The organism is Maritimimonas rapanae (assembly GCF_057837205.1).
Genome location: NZ_JBYQFI010000001.1, coordinates 2,060,791 through 2,074,303, shown reverse-complemented (window position 1 = coordinate 2,074,303; position 13,513 = coordinate 2,060,791). Strand labels below are relative to the sequence as shown.

The window sequence follows — 13,513 nt, the reverse complement described above, 5'->3', positions numbered from 1 at the left end:
ACTATCATCATTACAGGTTACATTGGTACCTGTTGCGGCTACACTGAAAGCATCAGCTTGTGTGATAGTAACACTTGCTTGAGTAGTGCAATTATTAGCATCAGTTACGGTCACATCATAAGTGCCAGCTGAAAGTCCAGTTTGGTCTTCAGCAATAGTATTTAAACCACTTCCATCTGAGGTTGACCACAAATATGTATATGGTGCTGTTCCATCAGTAAGTGTTATATCTATTTCGCCAGTTGCTTCCCCAAAGCAAGAGATATTTATTTGAGTTATACTATTATCTAAAGTACAAATGACACCAGTAGGTTCATCATCAGAGTTATTTGATGGATCGGTATCATCAGTTATGGTAGTTATATTTACATTGTTGCAGACATCTTCACTGCCATCGCATGGTATACCTTCATATGCAATACCTGAATTTGCTGTTGTGCCAGTGACTTGAACTGTAACATCTATACTCAAACTTTCTCCAGAATTCATGAAATCGCTTGTACATGTTAAAACACCGCCTGAAAATGTACAGGTAGTTGGTGCACCTTCTGTATCATTAACAACATGAGATACATAGGTAGTGTTTGGGTCGAAAGTATCTGTAATTACAATAGTATTGGCAACTACTGGTGGGTCGGCAAGGAAATTTTCAGCGGTAATAGTATATGTGAAGTCTGTATTGTAAGCTACGGGGTCTGCATTATCAATCTTAGTGATTCCTATATCTACCTTTGCAGATTCAAATTTTCCAACTTGATTAAGTGGTACAGTTTGATTTCCAGTAGAAATAGCATCTCCAGGAGCGCAATTACCAGTTCCAGTTCCAGAAGTTTCTGCATTAGTCAAAGCTGTTTGAATATTACCGCTTAAACCTCCCATTGTAGGTAAAGCATTGTCTAACACTAACCACATTTCAACAACTAAATCATCTCCAGGATCAATGCCGCATACTTCAAATGTTCCTTCTATCTGGTTAGAACCATTAATTGTCCATGAAAAATTATCTACGGTTGCTGTAGCTCCTGTGTCATTATGAAAAGGGTCACCAGAATCTACAAATGCAGCGATGACACCAAGAGCAGGATCAAAACCAAAATCTGATCCGGCAGTAGTCTCTGTATCCCACACGGCAGTATATGTCATACATTCATTAGTACAGGTACCATCCATTTGGAACTCTAACAAGAAAGGTACCACTTGCCCTAGACCTAAATTATCTGGCCTTAATGATTCTACTGATGTGCTATGATCAGCTCCAGGTATAGGGAAACCTAGACTTGTTGAATTAGCAGTTCCTGAGGGCAATGACCCCATTACTTGCGCATACGTAAGTCGTGGATAAAGATCTGGGTCGCCAGCTTCAAAATCCATATCTGAAAAATCACCACCATCTAAAACAATATTTTTAATTGAATTATTTTCTGAGTTTGTATTAAAAGCACTTTCAGGATATGTTTTAAATGAATTAGGTGCATTGTGCAACATAGAACGACTGTATATGTTTTCAACAGTTTCGTTGCTAATAGACTCACTTAATTGTTTATCATTTTCAATCTTATCTATTACATAAGAACTGGTAGCAAAAGCTAATCCAATAAAAGCGATAAAAAGGGTTTTTTTAAAAAAGGGTGTAAGCGACTTAAAAATGTAGGGGGTAACATTTTTTTTCATAACAAGGGGGTTTAAGTTAGTTTAGAAATTACTCTACAACTCGTTATAAAAAAATGACTATTTAATTAAAAGAATTGTAAAGTTATTTCATATTAAATGTATTCAATTAGATTTGTTCTTTATTTTTGTTCAGAAGACTTTTCGAATAAGTTAGATTCTTCACAGCATTTTTTCTTTTTAAGAAAAAAAATTAACAGAAATGACTTCTAAAGCTTTGTAGTTAAGGGGTTTATTACTTCAAAGATAATAAAAATATATTAAAATCAAAAATTTAGCATTAAATCTATTAAAATAATAAACAATTAAGATTATAAATGAAAAATAAGGAATAATTAGAAATTATAATTATTTATTTCTTAAAAAATATCAAATACTTTAAATGATTATAACACAATACCAAATTAAATTTTGTGTTTTAATAAAATGTTTAAAAAGATAATGACACCACTTACTGAACAAGAATTACATAATTTAGCAATGAACATTGTTGGTAAGAAACTTCAAGAAATGGGTTATGAGTTTGTTGCTGTAAATAGTAAGCTTAAAAAACACCCTCAATTTGTTTTATTCAAAAAAGGAGAGCCTACTATTTTTGTATTAGTAAAAGCAACCAATAATATTCAACAAGGTCATGATTATGACAAAATCTGGATGGAAACCTTTGTACAGCATGCTAAAAAACAAGAAGCTTCAGTTTGGTTTGCGAGTGTAGGTCTAGCAAATGCAGAAAGTGTTGAAATGCCCGTTTTTAAAGATCATCCTTATTATGTGGCGTTCGAAAACTTTAATAAGATATATGAGCATAAATAATAGGCTAGGTAGAGTATTGGTTGATACTCTTGTAGTTATGCTCACTATTTATGTAAAAGAAAAGATAAAAAGACTTTTAAATTAACAATGAAATTTATAAATTGGTCAATAAACAAAAATTTAAACAATTATAACTATGGGAAAATTTGAAGTGTACACTGATAAGGGTGGAAAGTACAGATTTAGATTAAAAGCAGGTAATGGTCAAACTATCTTGGCTAGTCAAGGATATGCATCTAAATCAGGATGCGAAAACGGAATTGAGTCTGTAAGAACTAATTGCACTGATGATGCTTGTTTCGAAAGATTAGAAGCTAAAAACGGTGAGCCTTATTTCAATCTAAAATCAACTAATGGTCAAGTTGTTGGTACTAGCGAACAATATTCATCTGCTTCAGCTATGGAAAATGGTATTGCTTCGGTTAGAAGTAATGCACCAAAAGCGTCTGTAGAAGAAGTGTAATAACAGTGTACTTTAAGAAAATAAAAAAACCGCTCATTGAGCGGTTTTTTTATTTTCTTAAAGTATTTAGTTCAAAATATTTTTTAGTTCACTAAAAAGTTTTTGCTCTTTTTCACTAAATCGCTCACCTCCAAAACCTAAAAAACCACCTTCTTTTGCTGCATTGGCAACTCTTTCGGCCACACCCAGAACCCATTCTTTATATTCACTTACAGCCTCAGGAGACTCATTGGCTTCAAGAAGTTTAATTGTTTTTCTACAATCACCTAAAATTAATGTTCTTAACCCTTCAGAGTTCTTTATATCATTCTCTTTAATTCTATTCATTAAAAACTTACGCTGCTCTTTTGCAGTTTCCATTGCTTTGCTTCTATCTTTAACATCAGGTATTATTTGCTGAATTAATTGATTGTTTGCATACTCTTTTTTAGCATCCATAATTTCTCGCACACTGGCAAACATTTCTTTACCAGAGCCAATTAAACCACTGTAGCCAGCACTGGCCATGATAGCACCTACTGCTTGTGGAGTAGACGAAATAGTTTTCCATTCTTCTTCTGTGTATTTTTCTGAGTCATTCATAATAATTAATTTTTATTGTTGATGTCTCTAATTTACGAAATAATTTTACTAGTCTATAATAACATCGAAAAATAAAAAAGCCGCTGTTACAGCGGCTTTTTTATTTAATCTTTTCTGTCTCAATTACCAGAAGTAGACTCAGGTTTTTGTTCTAAAATATCAAAGAATTGATCTAATTTCGGTAAAATAACAAAACGTGTTCTTCTATTTCTTGAACGACCTTCGGCAGTATCATTAGTAGCAATTGGTGAATATTCACTTCTACCAGATGCTATTAATCGCTTCGGGTCAATTTTAAAGTCATTCTGCAATATTCTAATAACAGAAGTTGCACGTTGAGTACTTAAGTCCCAGTTGTCTTGAGTTTTAGCTGTTTTAATAGGTACATTATCGGTATAACCTTCTACCATCACTTCCATATCTGGTTTTTCAGCAATAACAGCAGCTACTTTAGCTAACAATCCTTTTGCCTTAGAAGTGATTGTTGAACTACCACTTTTAAATAATAATTTATCAGAAATAGTAATATAAACAACAGTTTTTTCTACATCTACAATAATATCTTCATCTTGTATTCCGTCCGCTAAAGCACTTTTTAGATTCACAGCTAAGGCTAAATTAATAGAGTCTTTACGAGACATAGCACCTCTAATACCATTTATATATTTATCTTTTTCACTTAATTGTGCAATAACATCTTTAATATTACCACTAGCAGATTCTGATAATCTAGTTAGGCTTTCAATTTGTCTAATGTTATTTTCATTATTCTGACTCAATAATTTATTTTGAGCTTCTAAACTAGCAACTTGACCAGCTATTTTGTCTTTTTCTACTTGACATTCTAACACCTTAGCATTGGCATCGGTTAATTGTTGTTTTGTGGAGTCGTATTCAGTTTGTAATTCCGCAAATTTCTTTTGCGAAACACAAGATGATAATAGAATAGCAGAAACCACAGAAAGGGTAATAATTCTCTTCATGATGGATAGTTATTTAATTATGATACGAAGTTATTAAAATATATTTAGCAACCAGTTTTAAAAACCTATTTAATACTATTTTAACAACGATACTTTTATCTTTGCAATGTTAATTATAGAATCTAAAGCAAATATGAAGTTTAGAGTTTTAATTTCACTTTTTTTACTTCTTTTATTAAGTTTTTCTTGCCGTCAAACAGAAAAACATGAATTTATTAAATTAGAAGGACACGCTTTCGGAACAACATTTCATATTACTTATGATAATCAACAAGATTTTACTAAGCAAATAGATAGCTTATTTCACTTGGTAAATAGATCACTATCAACCTACATTCCGAATTCAGATATTTCAAAGATCAATAAAGGAGATACAACAGTTATAGTAGATGACTTTTTTACGGAAGTTTATAATAAATCGTTAAAAATTTATAAAGAAACCCAAGGCTTTTTTGATCCTACTATTGGTGTTTTGGTAAACGCTTGGGGGTTTGGACCTAAGAAAGCTAAAGTTAAACCAGATTCAGCTAGCATTAAGAGGTTGTTACAATTAGTAGGGTTTGACAAAGTTCAGTTAGAAAATAGAAAAGTTAAAAAGGGCGATGATAGTATTTATTTTGATTTTAATGCTATAGCGAAAGGATATGCCGTAGACATAGCTGGGCGTTTTCTTGAATCTCAAAACATAACTAATTATTTAGTAGAAATTGGGGGAGAGATAAGAACCAAAGGAGTTAAGAAAGATGGTTCATTTTGGAAAGCTGGTATTGAAGATCCAAATTTTGATGGTACACGTTCTATTCAGAAAATTATTTCGATACAAAATGAGTCAATGGCAACTTCTGGTAGCTATCGAAAATTTAAAGTTGATAGCTTGACAGGTAAAAAATACGTACATATATTAAATCCTGAAACAGGATACTCAACACAAAGTAATTTATTAAGTGTTTCTATTATCGGAAAAATCGATTGTGCAGATGTAGATGGCTATGCCACTGCATTAATGGCTATGTCTGTTGACAAAGCAAAACAGTTCTTGAATAAACATCAAGAACTGAAAGCCTATCTTATTTTTAGTGATGAAAAAGGAAATCTAGAAACCTTTGCTACTACCAATTTAGATCTTTAGCGTTTTTAAAATGGCTTCTAGTTCAAACATATAATCACGTTTATTTACATTAGGTGCATAGGTAAATCCTTCTGCCACTAGTAGTCGATTGTTTTCTTTATCAACCACAGTATAATTTAAGAATGGACCAGCCATATAATCGCCTTTAACTTCCCATTTGCCTCGGGCTTCAAAAGCATCTTTTCCGTTTAGTTGTGTTTTTTTAATATGAGGTGAATAAGCGGCTTCGGTAACCATATAAGATCCATCTGGCCCACCAGGAATAAAACGTTTTCCAATAGTATCGCGAGCAGCAACAATATTATTTCCTAAAGCATCATCTTCAGAATTTATAGGTACAGAGTACACTAAAATATTCTTGCTCACATTGTCATACTCATCGCGTAACCATAAAAATTCACCATTATCATCAACTGTTCTATAGTCATTAGGTATAGCCATAGAAACGCCTAACTTTTTAAAAGTTTCTATTTTTTCTGCATCTAAATGTTTTTCAGTTAATTTTTTTTGGAAAAATTTTAGATCACCTTCTTTAAACACAGAGATTATCTCTTCTTTATGATTTTGTATTTGTTCTATAAGCGAAGCTTCGTCTTTACCTAATATGGTCATGGCTATTTGCGGGGTTGCATATAACTCTTGATTTACATTAAAACCATCAGTTTTATCAACACCTACAAATAATATATTTCTACTTGCTTTAAATAATTTTGAAAATGTATTTGGTGGTACCTGATGTACTGTAAATTGATTTTCTTCTTGAGGTAACCCTAAGACAGGAGAGGCAATAATATCGCGTAGTACATCACCAGCTTTACCTTGCCATTCGCTATTATTCATAACAATTAAAAGGCCGTTCATACTGCCGGTCGATTGTCTTAAAACAGCTTTGTTATTGTTAGTGCACGAAGTAAAAATTGCAACTATAAATGCGAAAACGAATAATTTTTTCATTGATGTTAGTTATGTTATGATAACAAACTCAAAAATTATCCTTTATAAATTTTAAGTTTGGTACCTGGTTTTAGACTTTTTACACTCCAAATATTGTTCCATTTTTTGATTTGACTAACAGAAACTTTAGGAAATTTTTTAGAAATTAACCAAAGCGAATCACCTTTCTGTACAGTATATGTTGTGTATTTACCTTTTGGAGTGGCAATGGCAACAGTTTTCTTAGTATTAGATGTATTACTTTTCTTTTTAGTTTTGGAAAAACCTCTTGGATAAATTGTCAAACGTTGTCCAATTCTTAAACGACTACTTCGCAATCCATTCCAGCGTTTTATTTGAGATACACCAACGCCATAACGCTGTGCAATTTTCCCTAAATAATCACCATTTCGAACTCTATAACGAATTCTATTTTTTGGTTCAAAATATTTTGGTAATGGCTTTTCTCTTTTAGCTTCATCAGCTTCCGCAAAAGCATAAATTTGCGCCTCATTAGACACGAATTTACCAATAAGATCTTTAGGCAATCTCAGCGTGTAATTTTTATCTTTTACAAACGGAATAATATTCAATTTGTATTGTGGATTTAAAAATTCTAACAATTCATCATCTGTATCTAATACCTTATTAATTTGCTCAAAGGTTAATTGCCTTTTTACATGAATAGTGTCTGTCTCAAAATTATTGATGTAGTTTTTTGTAACATCAATATTGTGCTTATCGGCATATTCTAAAATATAATATGTTGCGTAGAAAGCTGGTAGATAACCTGCAGTTTCTCGAGGTAAATAATGACGAATATTCCAATAATTTTTACTACCTCCAGATCGGCGAATAGCTTTAGAAACATTACCAGGTCCTGAATTATAAGCTGCTAAAGCAAGATCCCAGTCATTAAAAATACCATATAAGTTTGCTAGATATTTACAAGCAGCTTCAGTTGCTCTTAACGGATCGTGGCGCTCATCTACATAAGAACTAACATCTAGTCCAAATTGTTTGCCCGTGTAATACATAAATTGCCATAAGCCTGATGCCCCAACACGCGAACGGGCACGTGGTCTTAAAGCAGATTCAACTATAGCTAGATATTTTATTTCTAAAGGGAGGTCGTATTTATCTAAATGTTCTTCGAACATCGGAAAGTAATACTTCGCTTTAGCCATTAATTCAGCTAATGACTTTTGACGATGTTTTAAATACGATTTTATAATACGTTCTAAAGAAGGATTATATTCTACATTAAAAGGTGTTTTACTATTTAAATAAGCCAAACGTTCCTTTAAAATTTCTGTTGAAAGATCAACAGAAGTTTCATCTTTGATTTGTGATTCAGACAATACATATTCTATCGAATCATACAAAGGTGATTGATACATAGAATTTAACCACAAACTATCAATTAAAGTAGCTTCTTTATGGTTTACTAATTTTAAAGTGTCTTTAGAATTGTCTTTTTTCTTAGCAACTACATTTCCTCCAAAATCAACATTTTTAGCTTGCTTAGCATCTTTACTATCAAGAGGTTTTGTATTATTTTCTTTTTGCGCAAATGCAGCAATAGAAAAAAATGACATTAGGGCTATAAGAAGGGGTTTCGTCATCGTCATATCTTTTTAAAATAATGCCACTACTCAATTAACGGCAAAAACAAATGTAATTAAATTATTTAAATCACTTTTTAAAGTAATAGTTAAGGCAGGATGTTTTAGTTTTGGGTTACTAAAAAAAGATAACGCCTTATCTGGGTTTAGATTGTAATTATTTTGTTAAAATTTTCAGTTTGGTTCCAGGCTTTAAAAAGGAAACACTCCAGAGATTATTCCAGCTTTTTAATTGGGTAATGGTAGTATTAGGAAATAATTTTGAAATTCGCCATAGTGAATCACCTTCTTTAACTACATATGTTTGATGGTTTTTAGGTAATTCAGTTTTATCAATAAGGTCAAGCTTATTTAGCTTTTTACTAGTAACTACTAAACGTTGTCCTTCAATAATATAATTAGTTTGTAAGCCATTCCATTGCTTTACTTGCGCAATTGAAATGTTAAATTTCTTGGCGATCGAACTTAAATTATCATTTGCTCGAACTACATAGCTATTTGATTTGTTGGGAATAAAAAAAGTAAAAGGTTCTTTCTTAAGATTTTTTTGAGCTATGTTGTATATTTCACTTTCGCAGGAAACAAATTTGTTAATCATTGATTTTGGTAAAGTTAGGTAATGCTTCCTCTCTTTAGAATGTGGGATAATGCCCAGACGATATTGCGGATTTAAAAACCGTAATAGCTTATCATTAATATTAAATCGCTCTTTTATTTCTTTAAAAGTAATCTTGTTTTTTACTAGGATGGTGTCGGTTTCGTGAAAAGTAATATCATTATTTTTAGGATAAATCTGATGCTCATCTCCATATTCAAACAAATAATAAGTAGCATAAAAAGTAGGTAAATAGCCTCTTGTTTCAGCTGGCAAGTAGTTACGGATGTTCCAATAATTACGCATTCCACCCGAGCGTCTTATAGCTTTAGAGACATTACCAGGCCCAGAATTGTAAGCTGCTAAAGCAAGATCCCAATCGCCAAAAATTTTATGCAAACTTTTTAGATATTGACAAGCTGCTTGTGTAGCTTTTATAGGGTCAGTACGCTCATCTATATAGGAGGTTACATTTAAGTCGAACTGTTTACCTGTATGATACATAAATTGCCATAATCCTTTTGCACCTGAAACTGATTTAGCATTAGGTTCTAAAGCAGATTCGACGATTGCCAAATATTTAATTTCTAATGGCAAATCATATTTGTCAAGGTATTCTTCAAAAAGAGGAAAGTAATATTTGGCCTTATCCATTAGATTCGAAAAATCATCCTTTCTAGTTTTAAGATAAACTCTAATAAATCGTTCTACAGTAGCATTATAGGGTACGTCAAATGGTGTTTTTTCATTAAGTGTCTCTAAACGTTGTTTTAAAATTTCAGAATTAAAAACATTTTTATTTTTTAAATCGCTTATAGATTCTTCATTTAAAGAAGATTCATGTGATATATTCATTGATGAAGTTTCAAAGTTTTCAGAATACACCAAGTCGTTTGAACTTTCCGTTAAAAGGCCATCTTGTGAGTGTAAAATACTTGCTAAGAAGATTAGAAGGGTAGTAAAGGGGAGTTTCTTCATTTAATTGATTTGGTTATTAATCCAGTTTAAAATAGTTTGTATAAAAGCTTCCTTTTCTAAGTCATTATGTAATTCATGATAACCACCCTCAAATAAATGTAATTCAGCTTTTTTGTTACTATTATTAGCAAATTCCTCAGATGCTTTATGACTTGTTATTTGATCGCCAGTACCATGGATAATTAACACAGGTACGGTTAATTGATTCGAATTTTCTATGGCCCATTCGCCAGCATCGAAAACAGATAATGAATAATTAGCACTTACTTTATCGTGGACAAATACATCGTCTACATATTTTTTTACTTCAGCAGGATCGCGAGAAATAGCATTTACATCTAATTCACTAGGCATAGTAATTGACGGTGCAATTTTTTTAAGGATTCTACCAGCAGACAATTTCCATTTTGGAGGTTGAAAAGCTAATCGTAATAAAGGACTTGTAGCGATGGCTGCTTTGAATGGGTGTTTTCTTTTTAGAATATAATTGATAATAACATTACCACCCATACTATGACCATATAAAAAAAGAGGTTTATTCGGAAATAATTCTTGTGTTTTCTTTACAACTGCATCAAGTGAATCTAATAGATACGAATAACCAGGATTATGACCTCTTTTACCTTGGGTCTTACCATGACCAAATTGATCGTAAGCAATTACTGCTAAATTTTGCCCTGTAAGTTTAGGAATAACAAATGAAGTATATCTACCTAAGTGTTCACCCATACCATGAACCAATACAACGACACCTTTTACAGTTTTTAACTGAAAATATTGACCATAAAATTTTGTGTTATAAAAATTAAAGTCAAATTCTTGGTTTGTCATTTAGCTAGGTTTGTAACCAAAAATAGATAATGACATTCCTCAAATTGCAAAAATGTTAAAAACTGCTAAAAACTTTAAAATGAAATTTTCTAATTAAAAAGGAGAGAATTATGAACCAATCACACCATTCTCTTCATAGTTACCAACTTTAGTAATATTGTTTTTATTATCTACTAAAACAACAGTAGGTCTATGTTCTTTGGCTTCTTCAGCATTTAATTGGCAATAAGCCATGATAATGATTTCGTCACCAACTTCAAAATGACGAGCCGCTGCTCCATTTAAACAGATAATACCACTTCCAGGCTCACCTCTAAATGTATAAGTTTCTATTCGAGCGCCATTATTACCATTTACTACCTGCACTTTTTCATACTCTAACATGCCAGACGCATCCAATAGGTCACTATCGATTGTAATACTGCCTACATACTTTAGATTTGCTTCAGTAACGGTGGCATTGTGTATTTTGCATTTAAGCATGTTGATATCCATAATTATGGCTTTAAAAAATTTCGGCAAATTTACATTTTCTAAAAGAATTTACGTTACTAAAAAATAATATAATAATGAAGCAACCTTTTTAAATATTAGAATCTACTGATTATAAAATAACAATATTATGAAATTGGCACTGAATATTTTTCTTGTTTCTTTTCTGCTTTTTAGTTGTAATTCTGATGACGTAAATGTTAACACCTGTTCAGTAGAAAATCCTGCTCAAGACTTAGAATGGCTTAGAAATGAAATAGAACAGAGAAATCAAAATATAACCGAAGATTCTAAATATTGTTATATAAGTCAATCTACATACAATGATAATACAGTTTTTATTTATGGAGATTGTAACCCCGCAATAAGTAAAGTTGTTCCTGTTTATAATTGTTCTGGAGAATTAATAGGCATAATTGGAAGTGGCGAGCAAGACATTCCTTTTGAGGTCTTATCAATTGGAATAATTATATGGAAAACAAATGATTTTGCTTGTAGTTTTTAGCTCTTAAGCGCCTTTTTCATGGCAATAGCTTTTAATAAACATTCTTGGTATTCTTTTTCAGGATCTGATTTTGCCGTTATGGCTCCACCAACCGAATAAGATAAATATTGCTTAGCTTCATTATATAGAATACTTCTTATCACCACATTAAAATCAAAATCATCTTTAGGTGTAAAATAACCAACAGCACCAGAGTATAAACTTCGTTTTGTGCTTTCTTCTTTTTCGATGATTTGCATAGCAGAGATCTTAGGTGCCCCCGTCATACTTCCCATAGGGAAGAGGCTTTTGATAATATCGATACTGTCAGTTGTGTGAGCGACTTCAGAAACAACCGTAGAAATTAATTGATGTACTTGTTTAAAAGAATACACCTTGCATAATTCTTCAACTTTTACAGAACCTTTAATAGCTGTTTTAGATAAGTCGTTTCTAACCAAATCGACAATCATAATATTTTCTGAACGCTCTTTTTCATCGTTTTCCAGTCGATCTGCTAGTTTTTTATCTAGTTTTTTCTTTTGTAAACGTTTCGCAGTTCCTTTAATTGGCTGTGAAATGATTTTGTTTTCTTCTCTTTTCACAAAACGCTCAGGTGAGGCTGATAATAGAAATTTGTTCTTCGCTTTTAAGAAAGTAGCAAACGGAGGAGAAGAAATTTCGTTTAGATGCTGATACACTTTAAACGGATTGATTGCTGCGTCTTCGGCATAAAATTCTTGGCAAAAATTCATCTCATAAATATCACCTCGGTGGATGTGATGCAAAATCGTATCTAAGTGTTGTAAGTATTCTTTTTTAGTGATACGCTTATGAATCTTAACATCATTGCGAGAATTTTCTTGAAAATTTGCGGCAATCTGTTTATTATTAGTGAGATTACTTCGGTTGCAGTCTTCGACAAGCTCAGACTGACTTTCCTCGTAATGACGTATTTGCTCAAGATCATTCTCTAATTCTATTTCGTATTCCTTTAGATATTGAACTTCTAATTCATCATCCTTTAAAAAGAATAATTTCTTTGGTTGAAAGAAATACAATTCAGGGAAGTTTAACCCATCAAAATTATTAGAAGAAAGGTCTTCAACTGCATTCTTTAAATCATAACTTAAATAGCCAAAAATGAAATCATTGACCTTACTTTTGTACTGTTTTAATTCTGCGAAAGCATCTTTAGAATTACATGCTAATCGTGACTTTGCATCTATGGCTAATACAGCTTCAAAACTCGAATACTTTTGAGGGTACTCATTACTATCTAACCAAACTACTTCATCAAATTGTTGCGACCAAACAAGTAACTTAGCCTTGAATTCAGTAATGTTTTTAAGTTTTATTTTTTTTGAAGTACGCAATGAGGAATTTAACTATTTGTCATTCCTGCGAAGGCAGGAATCTATGAGGTGTTTTTTCTGGATTCCGCATCGAGTGCGGAATGACAAGTTATTATTATCATTCAAACAAGTCACGATGAATGATCAGCAATGATCTTCCATTTACCATCAATCTTTTTTAAGATGATAGAAAAATAACCACTGGCATCACCAACAGTTCTTTTTAGATTGTACTTTCCGATAACCAAAAAAACATCTGAGGCTAGTTCTTTAAACTCCAATAAATCAAAACTTAAAGTACCCATATGCTCTTTGGTAGGGTATCCTTTCTTATAATTTTCTAAGGTTTGTTGCCAACCATAGGTTAAACCTCGACTGCCAATAAAAACCAAACTGTCAGATTTTATATAACTCTCCATAAAGGCTTCAATATTACCGTCGCTCCAATACTTAGCATCTTGGTTTAACATTTGGGTAATTTCCTTTTTGGAAATTTGATAAGAAGATGAGACTTCTTTTTCTTGGCCTATGACCATAATTACTGTGGTTATTAAAAATACGAACGTAAAAAGAAATCTCATC

Annotated in this window: 13 protein-coding genes and 1 pseudogene; 4 read left to right on the top strand and 10 right to left on the bottom strand. The window is 32.1% G+C overall.

What is annotated here, in order from left to right; genetic code table 11:
• A pseudogene (locus AC3IF2_RS09975) lies at positions 1 to 1,671 on the bottom strand (hypothetical protein); the annotation flags it as partial.
• Positions 1,672 to 2,094: 423 nt separating this feature from the next.
• Here AC3IF2_RS09975 and AC3IF2_RS09970 point away from each other — a divergent pair.
• Together AC3IF2_RS09970 and AC3IF2_RS09965 are read left to right on the top strand one after the other, a co-directional pair.
• Positions 2,095 to 2,481 (top strand): DUF8840 domain-containing protein, encoded by a 387-nt coding sequence (locus AC3IF2_RS09970; RefSeq protein ID WP_489166894.1) that lies wholly within the window; start codon positions 2,095 to 2,097, stop codon positions 2,479 to 2,481.
• A 136-nt stretch (positions 2,482 to 2,617) separates the two neighbouring features.
• Positions 2,618 to 2,944 (top strand): YegP family protein, encoded by a 327-nt coding sequence (locus AC3IF2_RS09965; RefSeq protein WP_489166893.1) that lies wholly within the window; start codon positions 2,618 to 2,620, stop codon positions 2,942 to 2,944.
• 66 nt (positions 2,945 to 3,010) lie between these two features.
• Here AC3IF2_RS09965 and AC3IF2_RS09960 read toward each other — a convergent pair whose 3' ends face one another.
• Both AC3IF2_RS09960 and AC3IF2_RS09955 read right to left on the bottom strand, forming a co-directional pair.
• Positions 3,011 to 3,526, bottom strand: a complete 516-nt coding sequence (locus AC3IF2_RS09960; protein WP_489166892.1) for a hypothetical protein — start codon at positions 3,524 to 3,526, stop codon at positions 3,011 to 3,013.
• Between the two features lie 119 nt (positions 3,527 to 3,645).
• Positions 3,646 to 4,509, bottom strand: a complete 864-nt coding sequence (locus AC3IF2_RS09955; protein WP_489166891.1) for an OmpA/MotB family protein — start codon at positions 4,507 to 4,509, stop codon at positions 3,646 to 3,648.
• 133 nt (positions 4,510 to 4,642) lie between these two features.
• Between AC3IF2_RS09955 and AC3IF2_RS09950 the strand changes: the two genes are divergently transcribed.
• Positions 4,643 to 5,638, top strand: a complete 996-nt coding sequence (locus tag AC3IF2_RS09950) for an FAD:protein FMN transferase (RefSeq protein WP_489166890.1) — start codon at positions 4,643 to 4,645, stop codon at positions 5,636 to 5,638.
• On the opposite strand, the gene AC3IF2_RS09945 is transcribed toward AC3IF2_RS09950, so the two are convergent.
• The 5 genes from AC3IF2_RS09945 to panD all read right to left on the bottom strand — a co-directional run bounded on the left by AC3IF2_RS09945 (position 5,627) and on the right by panD (position 11,095).
• Positions 5,627 to 6,592: a DUF4837 family protein gene (locus AC3IF2_RS09945; protein WP_489166889.1), complete on the bottom strand. Its 966-nt coding sequence runs from the start codon at positions 6,590 to 6,592 to the stop codon at positions 5,627 to 5,629. The two genes, AC3IF2_RS09950 and AC3IF2_RS09945, sit on opposite strands and share 12 nt — an antisense overlap.
• A gap of 35 nt (positions 6,593 to 6,627) precedes the next feature.
• Positions 6,628 to 8,202: a lytic transglycosylase domain-containing protein gene (locus AC3IF2_RS09940; RefSeq protein ID WP_489166888.1), complete on the bottom strand. Its 1,575-nt coding sequence runs from the start codon at positions 8,200 to 8,202 to the stop codon at positions 6,628 to 6,630.
• A gap of 151 nt (positions 8,203 to 8,353) precedes the next feature.
• Positions 8,354 to 9,769 carry a lytic transglycosylase domain-containing protein gene (locus AC3IF2_RS09935; protein WP_489166887.1) on the bottom strand — a complete coding sequence of 472 codons (1,416 nt, stop codon included), beginning with the start codon at positions 9,767 to 9,769 and terminating at the stop codon, positions 8,354 to 8,356.
• The gene (locus AC3IF2_RS09930; RefSeq protein ID WP_489166886.1) at positions 9,770 to 10,600 is read right to left on the bottom strand and encodes an alpha/beta hydrolase; all 831 of its coding nucleotides are present in this window, start codon (positions 10,598 to 10,600) and stop codon (positions 9,770 to 9,772) included.
• A 108-nt stretch (positions 10,601 to 10,708) separates the two neighbouring features.
• Entirely contained in the window at positions 10,709 to 11,095 is a 387-nt protein-coding gene (gene panD / locus AC3IF2_RS09925) for an aspartate 1-decarboxylase (RefSeq protein ID WP_489166885.1), read from the bottom strand.
• Between the two features lie 127 nt (positions 11,096 to 11,222).
• Here panD and AC3IF2_RS09920 point away from each other — a divergent pair, with 127 nt between their 5' ends.
• On the top strand, positions 11,223 to 11,597 hold the full coding sequence (locus tag AC3IF2_RS09920) for a hypothetical protein (RefSeq protein ID WP_489166884.1): 375 nt from the start codon (positions 11,223 to 11,225) through the stop codon (positions 11,595 to 11,597).
• On the opposite strand, the gene AC3IF2_RS09915 is transcribed toward AC3IF2_RS09920, so the two are convergent.
• Together AC3IF2_RS09915 and AC3IF2_RS09910 are read right to left on the bottom strand one after the other, a co-directional pair.
• Entirely contained in the window at positions 11,594 to 12,952 is a 1,359-nt protein-coding gene (locus tag AC3IF2_RS09915; protein ID WP_489166883.1) for an anthranilate synthase component I family protein, read from the bottom strand. The two genes, AC3IF2_RS09920 and AC3IF2_RS09915, sit on opposite strands and share 4 nt — an antisense overlap.
• A gap of 110 nt (positions 12,953 to 13,062) precedes the next feature.
• Entirely contained in the window at positions 13,063 to 13,512 is a 450-nt protein-coding gene (locus AC3IF2_RS09910; RefSeq protein WP_489166882.1) for a YybH family protein, read from the bottom strand.
• Position 13,513 lies beyond the last annotated feature (1 nt).